Raw genomic sequence first — 18,367 nt, 5'->3', positions numbered from 1 at the left:
CACAGCCCCGCTTGAACGACGCTTCGCTTGTTCTGCGCGACTGTGTGCGCCGGTTGTTGGCCCCCGCTGGCCGCGCGGGCAAGCCCGCCCATCGAAGCAAAGGGCCTGCGTGCCTGCAGGCGACGGCGGTCGATGCATACTGCGCAACGATGACAACGAACGAACTTCCAATGGGTCCGAAGGCAGAGCCGGAACGCGGTGGCGTCCTCGGCTTCGCCCTGATCGGCATCATGGCCCTGCTGACCGTCGCCGCCCTGATCGCCAGGCCCGATATCAAGAACGTGGTCATGGGCCTCTACCTCATGGCCTGGGGTTTCATGTTCCTGGCCAGCTATTTCTTCAGCCACAAAACCTTCTTCCTCCGCGGCCTGCTCTGGTTCTGTATCAAAATGGCCTGCCCCTCAACACCCAAAATGGCATTCTTCTACGCCTTTATGGGCATCAGCATGGGCGCCGTCTCCATCGCCTCCGGCCTGGGTCTGATCTAAGAGACCTCTGCATCACTCCCCACTTCGGCTTGGGGGAACTATTCAGAGGTTCCTGCGGAAATTTCGGTCATTGCCGCCGCGATGGATCTGCATTGAAAACGCCGCGCCACACGACACGATGGCGCCTGGCCACTTCCACTAGCACTGCTACCACTGCAATGGCCATGGCCATGGCCATTGCGTTCGCTACTGAGCCCTTCATTGCCTTTGGATAGGAATTTCCTCAGTACCGGGTGCGAGTTTTCTACTTGATCACAGCACGAACTCTCACCTTTTTAATGTCTATGAAGCTCCGGAATGGCGACATTCAACGCATTCTGAGGAGTTGGGCAATCGCCCAAAGGGCGGTTTGCTGCCCCCGATTGCAGTGTCTTTAAGCTGTATCAACTCGTTGTTAGTCTGCGTTCAACCCGAGAAGGAGTGAGCGTGGCATTCATTCAATCCATCCTGCACCAGTCTCCAGAAATTGCCCTATTCCTTTCCCTGGCCATTGGCTACTGGATAGGAAAATTCAAATTCGGTTCATTTCAACTCGGTGGGGTGGCAGGGTCCCTGCTGGCCGCTGTGGTCGTCAGCCAGGTGGGTCTGCACATCGACTCCGGCATCAAGGCGATCCTCTTCGCCCTGTTCATCTACGCGGTCGGCTTCGAGAGCGGCCCGCAGTTCTTCCGCTCCCTCGGCCGGCAATCGCTGCGCGAGATTTCAATGGCGGTGGTGCTGGCCCTGTCGGGGCTGATCACGGTGCTGGTCATCGCCCGTGTGTTCAGCCTGGACAAGGGCCTGGCCGCCGGCCTGGCCGCCGGCGGGCTGACTCAGTCAGCCATCATCGGCACCGCCGGCTCCGCCATCGACAAGCTCGGCCTCTCGCCTGAAGCAGCCCAGACGATGCAGGCCAACGTGGCCATCGGCTACGCGGTGACATATATCTTTGGCTCATTCGGCGCCATCATCGTCTGCGTGAACCTGCTGGAATGGTTCACGGGACGCAAGATCCGGGACGATGCCCTTCAAGCGGAGCAGGAACAGCTCAAGGGCGTGCGCCTGTATGGCGTGGATGAGTCGAGCGCACTGCCCGAGATCGTGGGCCGCGTGATCCGCATCACGCAGGCAGGCCTGACCGTGCAGGCCGTGGAAAACAGCGGGCCCGTGGGCGCCGTGACCGTAGAACGTGTGCAGCGCGAGGGCGCGGAAATCGGTGTCACCGGGCCGATGCCGCTGCAAGTGGGCGACCTCATCCTGCTGGTGGGGCGCCGGCCAGCCGTGGTGGCCCAGGCCAATGTGATCGGCCAGGAAGAACTGCACCACGAAGGGCTGGACCTGGTGATGGTCAAGCGCGACGTGGCCATCGCCAACCCGCAATACCTGAACCGCCCGGTGGGCGAGATCGTCGCCAGCCTGTCCGAAGGGCTTCGCCACGGTGTCTTCGCACTGGCGCTGCTGCGCGCAGGCTCACCCGTGCCGATCCGGTCGGAAACCGTCGTGCTGCCCGGCGACATGGTGACCTTGTTTGGCGCCAGCAATGACATCCAGCGTGCAGCCCAATCGGTGGGGCCGGTGGTCCTGCCCAGCGACAAGACGGACTTCGTCTTCCACGGCTTCGGCATCACGGTGGGCCTGCTCATCGGGTTGCTGGTGGTCCGTGCAGGCCCGGTGCCCATCACCCTGGGCAGCGGGGGCGGCGCCCTGCTGAGCGGGCTGGTCTTCGGATGGTGGCGCAGCCGTCGGCATACCGCGGGCAACCTGCCGACCGCAGCCTCCACGCTGATGCGTGACCTGGGCCTGGCCGGTTTTGTCGCGATGGTGGGCCTTCAATCCGGTCAACAAGCGGTGCACACCATCCTGGACCAGGGCGTCAAGCTGTTCCTGCTGGGTGTGCTGGTCACGGTGATCCCGCTGCTGATTGCCATGCTCTTTGGCCGCTACGTACTGCGCTACCGCAACGTGGCGGAACTCGCCGGTTCCTTGTCCGGGGCTCGCAGCGCGAACCCGGCCTTTGGCGAAGTGCTCGACAAGGCGGGCAACAACGTGCCCACCGTTCCCTTTGCCATCACCTACGCCCTGGCCAACGTCTTCCTGACCTTGCTGGGTCCCTTGATCATTGCCTTTGCCTGAGGCCCCTAGGAGCTTGCCATGACTGCAAACGGAAAGAACTTCGCATCACTGAGCCCGTTCGAGCTCAAGGACGAACTGATCAAGCTGGCCTCCTCCGGCAAGAGCAACCGCGCCATGCTCAATGCAGGGCGCGGCAACCCGAACTTCCTGGCCACGACGCCGCGCCGTGCCTTCTTCCGCCTGGGCCTGTTTGCCGCCGCAGAGTCCGAACTGTCCTACTCCTACATGACGCAGGGCATTGGCGGGCTGGCCAGCATCGAGGGCATTGAGGGCCGCTTCGAGCGGTTCGTCACTGAGCACAAGGACCAGGAGGGTGTGCGCTTCCTGGGCAAGACCCTCAGCTATGTGCGCGACCAACTGGGCCTGGACGCCACCGCCTTCCTGCATGAGATGGTGGATGGCATCCTGGGATGCAACTACCCCGTGCCGGGGCGAATGCTGCGCATCAGCGAGCAGATCGTGGCGCACTACCTCAGCCGCGAGATGACCCAGTCCACCATCCAGCCCAATCAGATGGACGTGTTTGCGGTGGAGGGCGGTACCGCCGCCATGGCCTACATCTTCAACAGCCTGCAGAGCAACGGCCTGCTGAAGGCGGGTGACAAGGTGGCCATCGGCATGCCGGTGTTCACGCCCTACATCGAGATCCCGCACCTGGAGCAGTTCGCGCTGGAGATCGTGCCGATGAATGCCGACCCGAAGGCCGGGTGGCAATATCCCGACAGCGAGCTCGACAAGCTGAAGGACCCCGCCGTGAAGGTGTTCTTCTGCATCAACCCGAGCAATCCGGCCTCGGTCTGCCTGGACCAACGCAGCCAGGACCGCATCAGCGCTCTGGTCCGCAATGAGCGCCCGGACCTGATGATCATCACGGACGATGTCTACGGCACCTTTGCCGATGAGTTCCAGTCCGTCTTCCAGACTTGTCCGGCCAATACCCTGCTGGTGTATTCCTACTCCAAGTACTTTGGAGCCACCGGCTGGCGCCTGGGCGCCGTGGCCATGCACAAGGACAACATCTTCGATGCGGCGCTCAAGGCTGCACCGGAGGCCGAGCGCCAGCGTCTGCACCGGCGTTATGAGTCGGTCACGCTTGACGTCAGCGGGCTGAAGTTCATCGACCGCATGGTGGCCGACAGCCGGGTGGTGGCGTTGAACCACACGGCCGGGTTGTCGCTGCCCCAGCAGGTACAGATGGTGCTGTTCTCGCTCTTTGCCCTCATGGATGAGCAAGATGCCTACAAGTCGGCGCTGAAGAAGCTGATCCGCCGGCGTGACGCGGCGCTGCATGGCGCGCTGGGCGTGGAGCTGAAGAACGACCGCCACTCCGTCAACTACTACACCCTGCTCGATGTGGAGGACATCGCCAGCCAGCTGTATGGGCCGGCGTTTGCGGCCTGGGCCATCAAGCAGGCGTCCACCGGGGAGTTGCTGTTCCGCGTCGCGGAGGACACCGGCATCGTGCTCCTGCCAGGGCGGGGCTTTGGCGCGGAGCGGGCCTCGGCCCGTGCATCTTTGGCCAACCTCAATGAATACGAGTACACGGCCATCGGGCAGGCGCTGCGCAAATGGGCCGATGAGCTGTTCGCGCAGTACCAGGCGGCTCACTGAGCGGGGCTGGGGCGCCCCGGGGCTGTATGGGGCGGGGGTCTTCAAACGGCCCCCGAACCGCCCACCAAACGTCCGCGAAACGGCCATGAAACGCCGATGCGTCAACATGTCGGCCGTTGGCCGTTCCGTTGTTTTGACACGTGTGAGGCGTTGGCGGCTTTGAAAATGCCGCTGTGATGCTCAAGAATTCGGGTCAGGCATTGGGGTCAGGTCCTGACCCGGTCGCTTGCTGCATCTCTGAATTCTTCGATGTCCCCCTCACATTGCCCGCACCCCTCGCGTCGCTACCCGCCTTTTGTGCGGCAGCGGGGGGCGGCTGCGTTCCTCGCGGTGGCCTTGCTGGTGGTTGTGCCGCTGGTGGGGGCGCCAGCGGAGGCGGCCCGTTCCGGGTCCGCAAAGGCGGCATCGGCCTCGGCCGCGCGGCGATCGGCCCAGATCGAGGCTGCCAACATCGCCGAATTGCGTGGGCGCATGACCAGCAAGGACCTCTCGCTGATGCGCCGCGCCGAGATCGGGGATGCCGCCATTGAGGTGTGGCTGTATCAGCCGCTGCGCCAGTACTACGTCAGCGTGTCCCTGCAGGGGGCGCTGCGCCGCACGCTGAAACCGGTCAACGAATCAGAAGCCTGGTTGAACTTCGACAGCTTCCGCCGCCTGGCCGCGCTGGGGGAGGTGGGGCGGCCGGTGTTGCTGGGGCAGATGGGCGCCGGCAGTGCATCGGCCCCGGCCCTGGCGCCACCGCAGGCTGTGGCGCCTGCCATTGTCCCGGGCCAGGATCTGAAGACGGTGACCGTGTCCCCCGAGCGGTTGGGGGCGCCGCAGGATGTGGACGCCATGGACCTGGACCTGGTGCAACAGGCGCGGGAGAACTATGCGCGGGCGCATGGGATGCCACCACCGTCGAGCCCATCCAGTGCCGAGCACCGCACGACCGGTCAGTCCGTCGAGACCCTGCAACGGCAGCTCATCGGTGAGGAAATGGCGCGGCTGGTCTGGAATGCGGAGTCGGGCCAATACGCAGCCTCATTGACCCGCCAGGGCCGAGTGGTGGGCATGCTGCGCAGCACCAACCGCGAGGAAGCCCTTCGCGGTTATGACGACCTGGTGCGCCAGGCTCAGGCGCGCGCCGCAGCCATAGCCGGCACTGCGCCTGCGTCAGTACCAGGGCGCTAGCCCCGATGGGGATCGCTCGTTACTCCCACTTCCAGATCCAGATCACATCCAGCCCCTGCTGGTCTTCTCCCGCCTGGGCGCGTAGCGTGAACCGCTGCGCCAGCTTGTATATCAGTTGCCAGTTGCCGGTCGTGGCGTTCAGCCCGCGCTCATACGCCACGAACACATCCCGGCTGATCTGCTTGCCCAGGCGCACCACGGTGCCACGCGCATCGTCGCCTTCACCGCTGAACGACAGTTCGTCCAGGCCGATCTGGTGGATGAGCTTGTCGCTGGCGCTTTCGCCGTCACCGCTGATCAGCGCCATCGCGGCGCGTTGCATCAGGGCGGTGTCGCTGCGGCCGAGGTTATCCGGCGAGCGCCCCAGCACCAGCCAGGAAAGCTTGTTGGTCTCGCTCATGTCCGGGTCGGAGTAGAGCTTGATGCGGGGATTGGTGGCCGTGCCGGTCACCGTCACCCCCACACGCACATCGTCGCTTTCCAGCCCGGGGCGGATGGCCAGCACGTCCAGGCGTGGGTTGTCCAGCGGCCCGATGAAGGTGAAGACGCCGCGCTCCACCACCAGCTTCTGGCCATACGCATTGAAGGTGCCACCTTCACTGCGGACCTCGCCTTCCATCGTGGGTTTGGCCTGGCCGTCCTGCGCCAGGTGCAAGACGCCCCGGATACGGGTGTCGATGCCATACCCCTTGAGCTGTAGTCGCCGTCCCAGTTCCAGGTCCACATCCAGCTTGACCCGCAGCGGCTTGCCGTTGATCTCGGCACGGGCGGGCGCGTTCTGGCGGACCACCTGCACGTCGCTGTCCAGCGACGGCGCATCCCCGCGCGAGAAGTCGAACAGGCCTTCGTTGATGACAAACCGGCCCTTGAGATCCAGCAACTGCGCATTGGCCTTGACCTGCGCCGTGCCGCTGGCCACCACACGGCGGTCCACCCGTTGCAGCAGGGAGAAGGTGTCGGCGGTCAGGTTCAGCTCGGCACTGGGCTCCGCGCCGAAGTGCAGGTCGCCCTCCGCGCTGATGTTGCCGTTGCCGCCCTTGGCGGTGAATTTCTCCAGCCGGGCACGTGTGCCGGACATGGTCAGCGCCAACTCACCGTTGTTCATGTCCACACCCATGAGCGCATTGCGCAGCGACAGCTTCTGGCCACCCGCCGTGCCACGCACTTCCGGTGCCCCCAGCGTGCCCGCCAGGCTGAGCGAGGCATACAGGCTGCCCCCCAGGCGCCAGCCTGCCGGCACCCAGGGACCCCAGTTACCGAGGTTGTCCACCTGCGCCTCGACCGAGCCTTCGAGCTTGGCTTGCTTCGCCGGCAGCGCCAGCGGGTCCCCCATACGGAAGGTCACCGCCCCGCCAACCGCGCCCATGTTCTGGCCCGCCACCCCCTGCACGATGTGCCAGACGCCCTGGTCGGCCATCAGGCCCAGCTTCAGGTCGGTCAGCCCCAGGCGCTGGGTGCTGACTTCATCGGTCACGGTCAGGTCTCCGGAGGTGCGCGAGACCATGAAGTCGATGAGTAGATTGCGTGCGTCCCGGCGGGTGGTGAAGTGGCCGTCGATGCGCAGGTCCCCGCCCCAGCCGAAGTCCGGCTGCAGCTTGGCCAGTGCAGGCGCTGCCGCCAGCGGCTCCAGATCGGCCTGGATGTCCCATTCCATGGGCGACGACCAGTTCATGCGGGACCAGCGCACACCCGCGCCCAGAATGTCCAGGCGGCCGGCGGCGAGCGCGGCCTGCCGGGGTTGCAAACCGGGTTCCAGGCGCAGGCTGGCCGAGAGCGGGCCGGCCTTGAGCAAGGGGTCATTCACCTGGCTGGCCTGCAGGTTGACCAGCAGCTCGCGGGCCTGCCACAGGGCGCCCTGGCGCCAGGCGACCAGGGGCTCGTTGTCCAGGGCCCCGTTGAGCGACAGCTGGGCGCGGGCGCTCCTGGCGTCCAGCTGCAGCCGGCTGACTACCACCCCGCTGGCGGCAGGTGCCCGTGCCACCACCTTGGTGGCGGTGGGGGTGGTGAGGATGGGCGGCAGCGGCAGTTGGCCGTCCGCGTCCAGGGTCAGGCGGTGCTGGGCCCAACTGCCCCGCAGGTCCAGCGTGGTCTCGTCCAGCTGGACTTGTGCCGGCGCCAGGCGCAGGTGCTTGAGCTGGGTGGTCCAGAGCAGCTTGGCATCACGCAGGCTGGACAGGGACCATTCGCCGGTGCCGCTGTCCAGTTGGATGGGCGCCAGGCTGCCAGCCCGGGTGCCGTTGTTTGCGCTGTCTGTACCGTTGGTCGACCGTGCGACCGTGCCCGTGCTGCGCGGCGCGCTGCTGGCGGTGTTCGCGCTGGCGCCATTGCGCGCCGCTGAACGCCGGTTGCGGGCCGTGTCGGTCGCGGTGCCAGCAGCCGACGGTGATCCTGCTGTGGCGACCGTCCCGTTGCCGCTGGCAGCGCCCAGGCGCGCCGCCACCGCTGGCAGGCCAGCCACGCCGCCCAGGGCAAAGCCCTGCAGGTCCCATTTCCCATCGCTGCTGTAGACCGCATTGCGGGCACCCGGGCGCACGAGTTGCACGGTGGTCGAGGCCTGCAGTGCGCCTTGTACGGTGGCGTTGGGCCACTGGCTGCGCAGCAGTGGTTGCAGGCTGGCGAGATTGGGGGCGGCCAGGTCAATGGCCAGGTTCACCTGCTCGCCGCCCTGGCGCAGGGCGGGATCGATGCGGGTGCGTGCCACCAGCGTGGCATCGGCCAGCTTGAGATCCGCATTCAGATCGGGGGTGCCGCTACCTTGGCGCGCATACCGGACCTGCCCCTGCAGCGGCAGGCCCTGCCAGACACTGGGGTGCAGTTCCAGTTGCGCCTGGCCTTGCGGCCACAGGCTGCCGCGCACCGATTGAAGGCGGGCCTGAACACGACCGTTCAGCGTCTGGGCGCCGGCACCGCCCATGGGGCCTGATGTGTTCGAAACCGTGGCCGTGGCCGGCGGGTTGCCGGCAGCCCTGGCTGTCTCATGGGTGGGTGCGCCGGGGTTGGTGGGCCGCGTGGCAGCTGGGGCTCTGATGCTGAGAGGGCGGCTGGCCACCACCGGTGACGGTCCTGGCGCCTGCAGCCGCCGCAGATCAAGCCCTTGCACGGTGGCATCCAGCTGGGTCTGCCAGCCACCGGCCAGCGAGAGCGCGTCGGTCAAGGTCAGCGCGCCCGTGGCTCGCACAGTGGCAGGCCCCGACTTCACCTGGAACTCGTTCAGCACCACGGACTGGCGGCGCAGTTCGGCGTTCAGCGCCACATCCATCGGCGCGCGCCACTGGCCCTGGCCCAGTTGCCCCTGCAGGGCGCCATCCACCTGAAGGGTTTCATCCGCTGTGGCGTTGGTCAGGCTGGCCTTGGTGCTCAGCTTGACCGTGCCACGGGCCTGGACCAGCGGCCAAGTCGCGTCCCACTGGCGGCTGTCCAGGCCTTCGAGCTGCAGCGTCACGGCGGTGCCGTCGCGTGGGCTGGTCTGGCCGGTGGCTTGCAGCCGGCCGCCACCGGCCAGGCGAGCGTCCAGCCGCGGTAGGCGCAGGCGGGTCCAGTTGGCCGGGTCCAGCACGGCATCCAGGGCCAGCGACTGGAGCGGCACCCGCGCCTGGTCCAGTCGCCCGGCTGCGCTGTTGGCGAGGTCGGCCTTCAGTGCCAGGGTGTTGTCCTTGTTGGGCGTCAGCTCGATACGGCCGGTCAAGCCGGTGTGCGGCACGCCGCCATCGGGCAGCAGCGCCGCCAGGTCCAGGTCTTTGGCGTCGGTCTGCAACCGCGCGAGCGGGAAGGGTGCAAAGGGCAGCACGCGCGCCGCCACCTGCAGCTTTTGCCGGGCGGCTTCGAGCTGCCCCTGCAGGTTCAGCTCCTTGAGCGGGCCGTCCAGGCGGAAGGGCGCTGTCCAGGGCAACTGGCCCTGGGGCTGGCTGAGCCGCCAGTCGCTGGCCAGGGTAAGGTCGGACTGGGCGCTGATCTGTGCGTGGCCACTCAGCGTCAGCATCTGCCACTGCAGCGAGCGCAGTTCAATGCGGTGATGCTCGCCGCCATCGGCGCCAAAGGTCGCACTGCCGCGCAAGCCCTTCAGCGGCTGGGCCAGCCCGGGTGCGAACAGTTCCCCCACCGCCAGGTCGTCGACGCTCAACGCGATGGGCGACAGCAGATCCGTCGGGGCCTGTGTGCCACCCGTGCTGGCCGATGGCGCCATCTGCACCCGTACGCGTGCCACCGCCAGCCGGTCCGCATGCACCTCGCCCCACAGCAGCGGCGAGTGATTCCAGACCAGCCGCAGCCCGCGCCATTGCAGCTGCTCCAGCACGATGCGGTCTTCCGTGCCGGGCAGGACCAGTTCGGCCCGCTCCGCATCGAAGTCGCCCAGCAGGCTGCCATGTGCGTTCTGCAGGGTCAGGCCCGGGACCTTGGACAGCACCCAGGCCGAGCCGCGATCCGTCTTCAGGCCCCAGGTGAGGGCCAGCAGCACCACGCCGATCAGCGCGGGGATGGCCAGCAGTGCCCAGAGCAAGCCGCGCGTGGCGCGTTGGCGGCGGGTGCGGCGTGGCGGGCGGGCGACCGCAGCGGCCGGCATGGTGGGATCCTGCGGATCTGGTGGCGCGCTCATAGTGCAATGGCCACGCTGAAGTGGAAGCGGTATTTGTCCGCCAGGTTGCCCCGGGCGAAGTCCATGCGCAGCACACCGACCGGGCTGCGGTAACGCAGGCCGGCGCCCACGGCATAGGCGGGTTTGTAGCTGCCCCAGTTCTGGGCAGCCTGGCCGGCATCCACAAAAAGGGCGCCCATCAGCTGCGGAATCTTGGGGGTGAGCGGGTGCGAGACTTCCACGCTGCCGTCCAGCAGCACCCGGCCGCCGGTCTGGTTGCCGGCGGAGTCCAGCGGGCCCAGCTCGTTGTAGGCATAACCCCGCACGGTGTCGTCACCCCCCGTGCGAAAGCGCAGAGCCTCAGGCAGGCCGAGCTTGCCTTTGGCGATGATCTGGCCCATTTCCACGCGGCTGGAGAACAGCCAGCGCGCCGGCAGCGGGTAATACCAGTAGAACTTGCCCACGGCCTTGCCGAAGGGGCCGTTCGGTTCGGTATTGCTGCTGGCCCAGCCGCCGCCCACCAGCAGGCTGGCGGTCCAGCCCTTGGTGGGCAGCAGCTTGGAGTCAACCCGGCGCCAGATGTTTTGCTGGTTCAGGGACACCGCGCCGGCCATGGTGGTCTCGACGTTGGGCGCGTGTTCCCAGGAGCGAAGCAGTTCCACGTACTGCAGTTGGTCCTCGGGTTCGGTCTCGCGGGCATAACCCAGCCGGGTCCGCAAGTTCACGTTGACCTGCTCGCCCGAGGTGAGCCGTTCCGCATAGAACGCCGCCAGGCTGCGTTGCATGTTGGGTTGGGGGTGCGAGCTGATTTCTGCATCGATGGAGCTGTTGTCCCGACCGATGGTCAGTTTGGTGCGTTCGCGGATGTTGAGGTCGAAGGGCTTGCGGTGGGTGTGTTCGATACCCACGGTGGGGCCGTTGACGCTGTGATAACCGACGCTGGTGGTGACCTGCTGGCGAGCTGCCTCGCGCAGCTTGGCGGTGACGGGCACTTCGACCTTCTCCACGCCGGGCTCGGGGGTGATCGCCTCCGGGTTGATCTCCACACTGGCGCTGTCAAACAGCTGCGTGCCCAGCAGCCGTTCCTGGAAGTCCAGCAGCAGGCGCTCGTTGTAGGGGTCATGCTCCTTGTAGCCGGCCAGGCGGCGCACCGAGGCTTCGGGCTGGTGCTTGAGCCCTTCCACCTTGAGTTCGCCCAGGGTGAAAAGCGGGCCGGTTTCGAGGGTGATGGCCAGGTCCACCTGGTTCTCGTCGGCCAGCACGACCGCCTGGCTGTGGGTCATGCGGGCCAGCGGGTAGCCCTGCGCGCGGGTGCGGGTGAGCAGCGCGTTCTTGGCGGCGGCCCAGTCACCCTGGCTGAAGCCGGCATGCGGGGGCAACTGCCAGCTCTGGGTCAGGGTGCGTTCGAGCGCGTTGGCGAGCTTGTCGCCGCGTTCGGACATGGCCTTGAGGGGGCCTTCGATGCGCAGGTCCAGCGCGCCGACCAGAGCGCGGGGGCCGGTGTCCACGATCAGATGCAGGTTGCGCACGCCGTCGTTCAGGTCGCCCACTTCTTCGGTGCGCACCTTGGCATTGAAATAACCGGCGGTCTCCAGCAGTTGCCGGGCCTGCTCCGGGGCTACGGCGGCGAGGCGGCGCAGCTCGGCGGCGGTCAGCCGCATGTCTTCCGGCGTGTCGCGAAAGCGGGCCAGGTCCAGGTGGGTCATGAGCAGCGAGCGCAGTTCCGGCGGCGCGTCGATGGTCAGCTCATAGGCCTCGATGCGCTTGCGCTCCGACGCCGGGCGGCTGTCGTCCGGGGGCTCGGCGGGAGCGGCCACCTTCAGCTGTGCCTTGCGGTCCGAGGCGAACAGGGCGCATCCGGTCAGCTGTGCGCCCATCATGGCCGCCAGGCCCAGTACCAGCCAGCTCCTCATCGGTTGAGCACACGCATCGCCTGTTCCAGGCCGCTCATGGACAGCGGCATCATGCGTTGCTGCATGAGCTGCTGGATCAGCGAGATGCTCTGGCGGTACTGCCAGACACCTGCCGGCTCGGGATTGATCCATACGTGCTTGGGGAAGGCATGGGTCAGCCGCTGCAGCCATTCGGCACCGGCTTCCTCGTTGTTGTATTCCACGCTGCCGCCGGGCTGCAGGATCTCGTAGGGGCTCATGGTGGCGTCGCCCACAAAGATCAGCTTGTAGTCCCGGTTGTACTTGTGGATGAGATCCCAGGTGGAGGTCTTCTCGCTGAACCGGCGGCGGTTGTTGCGCCACACGTGGTCGTAGACGCAGTTGTGGAAGTAGAAGAACTCCATGTGCTTGAACTCGCTTTTCACGGCCGAGAACAGCTCTTCCACCCGGTGCACATGTTCGTCCATGGTGCCGCCCACATCCATGAGCAGCAGCAGCTTCACCTTGTTGTGCCGCTCCGGCACCATGCGGATGTCCAGCATGCCGGCGTTGGCGGCGGTCTTGTGGATGGTGTCGTCCAGATCCAGTTCGAGTTCGGAGCCTTCGCGGGCGAAGCGCCGCAGCCGCCGCAGGGCAACCTTGATGTTGCGGGTGCCGAGTTCGATCTGGTCGTCGTAGTCCTTGTAGGCGCGTTGTTCCCAGACCTTCACGGCGCTGCGCTGGCCACCGGGGCCGCCGATGCGCACGCCGCGCGGGTTGGTGCCGCCATGGCCAAAAGGGCTGGTGCCACCGGTACCGATCCAGCGGTTGCCGCCTTCATGGCGTTCGGTCTGTTCTTCCAGCCGCTGGCGCAGGGTGTCCATCAGCTCGTCCCACGCCATGGCCTTGAGTTCGGCCAGCTGTTCGGGCGTGAGTTCTCGCTCCAACTGCTTGGTCAGCCATTCGGGGGGCAAGGTCTTGACCAGGTCGGTGATCAGTTCGACGCCCTTGAAATAGGCGGCGAAGGCCCGGTCGAACTTGTCGAACAGGGCTTCGTCCTTGACCAGGGTGGTACGGGCGAGCGCATAGAACTTGTCCACCGTCGGTCCGGCGTCATCGTCAAGCACACCCGCCTGCAGCGCCTCCAGCAGCGTCAGGTACTCCTTGACGGAGACGGGAAGCCGGGCGGCGCGCAAGGTATAGAAGAACTGGATCAGCATGGTCCTCCCCCTGAACTGCAGGGCGTCAGGGCATTATCCATGCCGAGGCAAGCGCGTACGATGTTCGCACGGTGTTGGGGTGAGGGCGCATGGACATCGAAGTCGAACAAATGTTGAAGGCCTTGTATGGCGCCATCCATGAGTTGCCGCGCGTTGCTCGTGGTGTCGCCGTTGATCCTGGTCATCCCCATGATCCCGCTGATGCGGGTACTGAGGCATCGGCCGGAGCGGCAGGCACGGCTCGATGGGCTGCCCGGCACGGTGGCCACCAACTGACCAGTGCCTTCCAGCCCATCTACAGCTTTCCGCACCGGCGGCCAGTGGGGTATGAGGCCCTGGTGCGGGTGACTGACGCGTCGGGCCAGCCTGTACCGCCGGTGAGTGCGTTTGCGGGCGTCAGCAGTTTCGAGGAGCAGGTGCAACTGGACCGCTTGTGCCGGCTGCTGCATGTTCACAATTTTGTGACGCAGGGGCCGCCGGACTGCTGGCTGTTCCTGAACATTCATCCGGCGGTTTTTCTGTTGACGGCGCGTGAGAGCGAGTTGCTGGCCAGTGCCGTGCAGGTGGTGCAGCAACTGGGGTTGCCCACGCACCGGCTGGTGATGGAGGTGACCGAGGATGTGATGGCCCGGGACGAATGCTTTGAAGCGGCGGTGCTGGCGGCCCGGGCGACCGGCTGTTTGCTGGCGCTGGACGATTTTGGTGTGGGGCATTCCAACTTTGACCGCATCTGGCGCATTCGTCCGGAGATCGTGAAGCTGGACCGGGGGATGTTGCGGCATGCCCGGTCGTCGCGGCGCATGGCGCGGGTGTTGAGCCAGATGGTGGCGCTGTTGCATGAGTGTGGCGCGCTGGTGTTGCTGGAGGGGGTGGAGCACCGGGAGGATGCGCAGTTGGCGATGGATGCCGATGTGGATCTGGTGCAAGGGTTTGCGTTTGCGCATCCGCAGGCGGATCTGCTGCCGGAGGCCGGGGTGTCCAGCACGCTGGAGGGGATCTGGGATCTCTTCAGTGAGCGGCAGGCCCAGGTGCGGCGGGACCACGATGAGCGGTTGGCGCCATTCCGCACGGCGCTGGCTTTGGCGCTGCAGCCGTTGCAGCAGGGGCTGCCGTTGGCGGTGGCCTGCCAGGCATTCCTGCAGTTGAGCGGGACGCAGGTGTGTTATCTGCTGGACGAGGACGGCCGTGAGCTGGGGTTCAAGGCGGTGTCCACGGCAGGTGGCGGCGGAGGCCGTCCGGCGCCGCCCGCCGATGGGGTGACGGATCCGCGTTTTGTGCCGCTGGTTCGGGCGGGAGATGCGAGGTGGTCTCGTCGGCCCTATTTCCGTCGGGCGGCCGAGTCGGTGGGGGAGATCCAGGTGACGCGGCCTTACCTCAGCCTGTATGGCGCCCGGCTGTGTGTGACGGTCTCCGTGGCTTTTTGGCAGGACCGACGGTTGCGGGTGCTATGTGGGGATCTGGATTGGGACAGCGATTGAATGATCAGGCGCGTTTCCGAGAAACCCCGGGATCGTGCCGCTTGAGCCAATCAAAGAATTCCTGGTACCAGAGCTGGCTGTTCCGCGGCTTCAACACCCAGTGGTTTTCGTCAGGGAACCAGACAAGACGGGCATCCACCCCCTGGGCCTTGAGGGTGTTGTAGTACGCCAGCCCCTGCGCATCCGGCACACGGTAGTCCATCTGCCCATGGATGACCAACGTCGGCGTGCTGAAGTTTTGCGCAAAGTTGTGGGGGCTCTGCGCCGCCACCTGCGCCGGCTTGTCCCAATACCAGGTGCCCAGCTCCTTCGCATGCCAGTGATAGGCGTCGTTGGCGAACATGGCCTGCCAGTCATAACAACCCGCATGGCACACATAGGCCTGATAACGGCCCGGCTGCAGATGGCCATTCATCCAGGCCACCATGTAGCCCCCATAACTGCCACCGGTCGCAAAGAGCCGGCGCTTGTCCGCCCAGGGCTGCTTCAACAACAGATCGGTGGCCGCCTCCACGTCCTGCAGTTCCAGCTCACCCCAACGGTGCGTGATGGAATCCAGGAACGCATGGCCAAAGCTGGACGAGCCGTGATAGTTCACGCAGGCCACCACAAACCCCTGCGCCGCCATCACCTGATGGTTCCAGCGCCAATGCCAGCTGTCCCCAAACGCCGTGTGAGGCCCGCCATGGATCAGGTGCATCAGCGGGTACTTCTTCTTCGCATCAAAACCCGGTGGGTAGATCACCCACATCTGCACCTGTTCGCCCAAGGCCCCTTCGTACCAGACCTCTTCATGCCGGCCCACCCGGTGCGCGCCAAGAAGGTCTTCATTAAAACGGTCAATGCGGCGCAACACCTGCTCATCCGCCTCGCCCTCCCGCTCCACCACCGACACCTGCGGCGGGAAGGCGACACTGTCGTGATGCACAACCAGGGTGCCTGCCTCCAGCGCAAAACTGCCGGCATGGCCCCCTTCAAACACCACAAAGGCAGCCAAGGTCTTCACATCAAAACGCCACAGGTGACGGCGGCCACGGTCCTCGGCCAGGCACAGCAGGCCCAGATCATCCTCGTCCCACCGCAGCGGTGCCGCCACGTCGTGGTCCCAGTCCTCGGACAGCACCGCCCAGTGGCCCTGGGTGTCCAGCACCGCCAGCCAGTTGGGCATCGTGTGCCGCAGCCCCTGATGGCTGGCCAGGAAGGCCAAGTGATGGCCCGCATGGCTGTAGCTGGGCGCCGTGAAGTCCCAATCACCGTCTTGCAGCAACACCTGCACCCGGCCCGTGCGCACCTCGACCTCGGCCAGCGCATTGCGGTGCTCCAGGATCTTCACCGGTGCCGGATCAAAACTGAAGGCAATGCGGCGGCCGTCCGGCGAGATGTCGAAAGTGGTGGCATCCGGCTCGGCACGGCTCAGCTCATAGTCCGTGCCCTCGAACAGGTCGCGCACCTTGCCATTGGCCAGGTCCAGCACATGCAAGTGGGGCACACGCCCCATCGGCAGCGAGTGGTCCCAGAACCGGTAGAAGGCTTCCTCCGTGACGTAAGCCGTGGCCTTGCGGTCCTTGTCCGCCTGCCGCCGCGCCGCCTGGGCGCCGGCCTTGAGCGTCGGGTCCACCCAGGACACAAAGGCAATGCGGCGGCCGTCCGGGAACCACTTGAAGGCCTCGACGCCAAAAGGCATCTGCGTCACACGGCGGGCTTCGCCACCGTCCGGCGGGATGAGATAGAGCTGCGCCGCCTCGTCTTTCACCCCGCCCTGATCACGCCGGGAAAGGAAGGCAATGTCATTGCCACTCGGGCTCCACTGAGGTTGGCCGTCCTTGTCGCCCGCCTGCGTCAGGCGGCGGGGCTCGCCGCCCAGCGTGGAGAGCAGCCACAACGCGGCGCTGCCGGTGTTCTTCTCCATGTCGTAGCGCGTGACCGGCACCACCGCCTGCGCGCCGTCCGGAGACAGGCTGGGCGCGCCCACACGGTCCAGGCGCCAGAGCACGTCAACGTCCAGCCCCGGGCCGGCCTTGGCGCGCGAACCCTTCGCCGCCAAACGGCCGGGCGTTGCCTCGCCGCCGCTGTTGCGGGCCTGGCGGCCGACTGCACGGCTGGCGCGTGAGCGCGTGGGGGTCTTGGCGGAAGGGGTCGTCTTCTTGACGGCTGGCATCAGTCGTTGCTCCGGGGTTTGTCCAGCTGCCACTGGAGATGGTTTCTCACCGTCGGCCATTCGGTCGCAGTGATGCTGTAGACGCAGGTGTCACGCAGGCTGCCGTCCGGCATGCGCTGGTGAGCCCGCAAAATGCCGTCCAGCTGCGCCCCCAGGCGCTCAATGGCGCGGCGGCTTTGAAGGTTCAGCCGGTGGGTGCGCAGTTCCACGGCAATGCAGTCCAGCTGCTCGAAGGCATGGCCCAGCAGCAGGCGTTTGCACTGCGTGTTGAGCCCGCTGCGCTGGCTGCTGGCGCGGGTCCAGGTGGCACCAATCTCGACCCGGAGGTGCTGGGCATCGATGTGCAGATAGGTGGTCATGCCGGCAATCCGGCCCTGGGCGTCGAAGACGGTGAAGGGGTTCCATTCACCCGCGTCCCGCAGCCGCAAGCGGCGATCGATTTCGGCGGCCATGGTCTCTGGCGAGGGAATGGCCGTGTACCAGAGGCGCGAGAGGTGGCCGTCCTGGACGGCATCGATCAATCCGTCCAGATGCTGGGGAGACAGCGGCTCCAGCCGGGCGTGCGGCCCCGTCAGCGTGACCGGGGCCACAAAGGGGTTGGCGGGCGTGGTGGTGCTCATCGATACCTTGCGATCTGCCTGGAACAAATAGGGGGCCGCGTCTGCGAGGCGGGCGGGTGCCCGGGCCAATCGGGCAAGTCATGCGGCTGTGATGGCGCGGGTGCTCCGCTCAGCGATTGCGGCTCTGCATGTAGACCAGCTTCTCGAACAGCGTCAGGTCTTGCTCGTTCTTCAGCAGTGCGCCCACCAGCGGCGGAATGGCCACCTGCTCGTCCTGGGACTGCAGCGCTTCGAGCGGGATGTCCTCGGCCAGCAGCAGCTTGAGCCAGTCGATCAGCTCGGAGGTGCTGGGCTTCTTTTTCAGCCCCGGCAGCTTGCGCACGTCGTAGAACGTCTTGAGCGCAGCGGCCAGCAGGTCTTTCTTCAACGCCGGGAAGTGCACATCCACGATGGCCTTCATGGTGTCGGCCTCGGGGAACTTGATGTAGTGGAAGAAGCAGCGGCGCAGGAAGGCGTCCGGCAGCTCCTTCTCGTTGTTGGAGGTGATGAACACCAGCGGGCGGTGTTTGGCACGGACCCATTCGCGGGTCTCGTACACATAGAACTCCATGCGGTCCAGCTCGCGCAGCAGGTCGTTGGGGAATTCGATGTCGGCCTTGTCGATCTCGTCGATCAGCAGGGCCACCGGGGTGTCCGAGGCAAAGGCCTGCCACAGCGTGCCCTGGATGATGTAGTTGCCGATGTCCCGAACCTTGTCGTCACCGAGCTGGCTGTCCCGCAGGCGGCTCACGGCGTCATATTCATACAGGCCCTGCTGCGCCTTGGTCGTGCTTTTGACATGCCACTGCAGCAGCGGCAGGTTGAGCGCCTTGGCCACTTCCTCGGCCAGCAGCGTCTTGCCTGTGCCGGGTTCGCCCTTGACCAGCAACGGACGCTTGAGGGTGATGGCGGCATTGACCGCGAGCATCAGGTCAGGCGTGGCGACGTAATCCTGGGTGCCTTGGAATTTCATGGGCGGTTTTCTAGCGCAGAGAGTGAAAACCAGTATATAGGGCGCCCCCCTATGAGCGCCCCCGCCCCAAATCGGTGAAGATCGCGCCCATGAGAAGACAACTGCAGACAT

Annotated in this window: 11 protein-coding genes; 5 read left to right on the top strand and 6 right to left on the bottom strand. The window is 66.0% G+C overall.

Annotated elements, in window-relative coordinates; genetic code table 11:
* From BMY53_RS03710 to BMY53_RS03695, 4 genes are all read left to right on the top strand, one after another.
* Positions 1-488: hypothetical protein (locus tag BMY53_RS03710; RefSeq protein ID WP_218151168.1), on the top strand; the 488-nt coding region annotated here is incomplete at its 5' end.
* 426 nt (positions 489-914) lie between these two features.
* Positions 915-2,600, top strand: coding sequence for an aspartate-alanine antiporter (aspT, locus tag BMY53_RS03705; RefSeq protein ID WP_177200695.1), 1,686 nt, complete (start codon positions 915-917; stop codon positions 2,598-2,600).
* 18 nt (positions 2,601-2,618) lie between these two features.
* Positions 2,619-4,211: a bifunctional aspartate transaminase/aspartate 4-decarboxylase gene (locus tag BMY53_RS03700; protein WP_092943653.1), complete on the top strand. Its 1,593-nt coding sequence runs from the start codon at positions 2,619-2,621 to the stop codon at positions 4,209-4,211.
* A 249-nt stretch (positions 4,212-4,460) separates the two neighbouring features.
* A complete protein-coding gene (locus BMY53_RS03695) occupies positions 4,461-5,384 on the top strand; it encodes a hypothetical protein (protein ID WP_143073906.1) in 924 nt (307 codons plus the stop codon).
* A gap of 19 nt (positions 5,385-5,403) precedes the next feature.
* Here the strand turns inward: BMY53_RS03695 and BMY53_RS03690 are convergent, their stop codons facing one another.
* From BMY53_RS03690 to BMY53_RS03680, 3 genes are read right to left on the bottom strand one after another with little or no spacing between them, the layout of a single operon-like run.
* The gene (locus BMY53_RS03690) at positions 5,404-9,945 is read right to left on the bottom strand and encodes a translocation/assembly module TamB domain-containing protein (RefSeq protein WP_143073905.1); all 4,542 of its coding nucleotides are present in this window, start codon (positions 9,943-9,945) and stop codon (positions 5,404-5,406) included.
* Between the two features lie 29 nt (positions 9,946-9,974).
* Positions 9,975-11,870 carry an autotransporter assembly complex protein TamA gene (locus BMY53_RS03685; protein ID WP_092943647.1) on the bottom strand — a complete coding sequence of 632 codons (1,896 nt, stop codon included), beginning with the start codon at positions 11,868-11,870 and terminating at the stop codon, positions 9,975-9,977.
* On the bottom strand, positions 11,867-13,048 hold the full coding sequence (locus tag BMY53_RS03680) for a vWA domain-containing protein (RefSeq protein ID WP_092943645.1): 1,182 nt from the start codon (positions 13,046-13,048) through the stop codon (positions 11,867-11,869). The genes BMY53_RS03685 and BMY53_RS03680 overlap by 4 nt, the downstream gene beginning before the upstream one ends.
* An 89-nt stretch (positions 13,049-13,137) precedes the next feature.
* On the opposite strand from BMY53_RS03680, the gene BMY53_RS03675 reads away from it, so the two are divergent.
* Complete coding sequence (locus BMY53_RS03675; protein ID WP_255370010.1) at positions 13,138-14,526, top strand: EAL domain-containing protein; 1,389 nt, start codon at positions 13,138-13,140, stop codon at positions 14,524-14,526.
* 4 nt (positions 14,527-14,530) lie between these two features.
* On the opposite strand, the gene BMY53_RS03670 is transcribed toward BMY53_RS03675, so the two are convergent.
* The 3 genes from BMY53_RS03670 to BMY53_RS03660 all read right to left on the bottom strand — a co-directional run bounded on the left by BMY53_RS03670 (position 14,531) and on the right by BMY53_RS03660 (position 18,256).
* A complete protein-coding gene (locus BMY53_RS03670) occupies positions 14,531-16,684 on the bottom strand; it encodes a S9 family peptidase (protein ID WP_092943643.1) in 2,154 nt (717 codons plus the stop codon).
* Entirely contained in the window at positions 16,684-17,304 is a 621-nt protein-coding gene (locus tag BMY53_RS03665; RefSeq protein WP_092943641.1) for a GNAT family N-acetyltransferase, read from the bottom strand. Before BMY53_RS03665 ends, BMY53_RS03670 begins: the two co-directional genes overlap by 1 nt.
* A gap of 109 nt (positions 17,305-17,413) precedes the next feature.
* On the bottom strand, positions 17,414-18,256 hold the full coding sequence (locus tag BMY53_RS03660) for an AAA family ATPase (RefSeq protein ID WP_092943639.1): 843 nt from the start codon (positions 18,254-18,256) through the stop codon (positions 17,414-17,416).
* Positions 18,257-18,367: the final 111 nt, after the last annotated feature.

It is taken from the genome of Roseateles sp. YR242 (genome assembly GCF_900109745.1).
Taxonomy (GTDB): domain Bacteria; phylum Pseudomonadota; class Gammaproteobacteria; order Burkholderiales; family Burkholderiaceae_C; genus Roseateles.
This window is presented reverse-complemented; position numbering and strand designations above follow the sequence as displayed.

Bases quoted from the DNA above. Each gene is read 5' to 3' on its own strand.
- BMY53_RS03680 (WP_092943645.1), bottom strand. From the start codon at position 13,048: ATGCTGATCCAGTTCTTCTATACCTTGCGCGCCGCCCGGCTTCCCGTC.
- BMY53_RS03685 (WP_092943647.1), bottom strand. From the start codon at position 11,870: ATGAGGAGCTGGCTGGTACTGGGCCTGGCGGCCATGATGGGCGCACAG.
- BMY53_RS03690 (WP_143073905.1), bottom strand. From the start codon at position 9,945: ATGCCGGCCGCTGCGGTCGCCCGCCCGCCACGCCGCACCCGCCGCCAA.
- BMY53_RS03695 (WP_143073906.1), top strand. From the start codon at position 4,461: ATGTCCCCCTCACATTGCCCGCACCCCTCGCGTCGCTACCCGCCTTTT.
- BMY53_RS03670 (WP_092943643.1), bottom strand. From the start codon at position 16,684: ATGCCAGCCGTCAAGAAGACGACCCCTTCCGCCAAGACCCCCACGCGC.
- BMY53_RS03660 (WP_092943639.1), bottom strand. From the start codon at position 18,256: ATGAAATTCCAAGGCACCCAGGATTACGTCGCCACGCCTGACCTGATG.
- BMY53_RS03665 (WP_092943641.1), bottom strand. From the start codon at position 17,304: ATGAGCACCACCACGCCCGCCAACCCCTTTGTGGCCCCGGTCACGCTG.
- BMY53_RS03675 (WP_255370010.1), top strand. From the start codon at position 13,138: ATGGACATCGAAGTCGAACAAATGTTGAAGGCCTTGTATGGCGCCATC.
- BMY53_RS03700 (WP_092943653.1), top strand. From the start codon at position 2,619: ATGACTGCAAACGGAAAGAACTTCGCATCACTGAGCCCGTTCGAGCTC.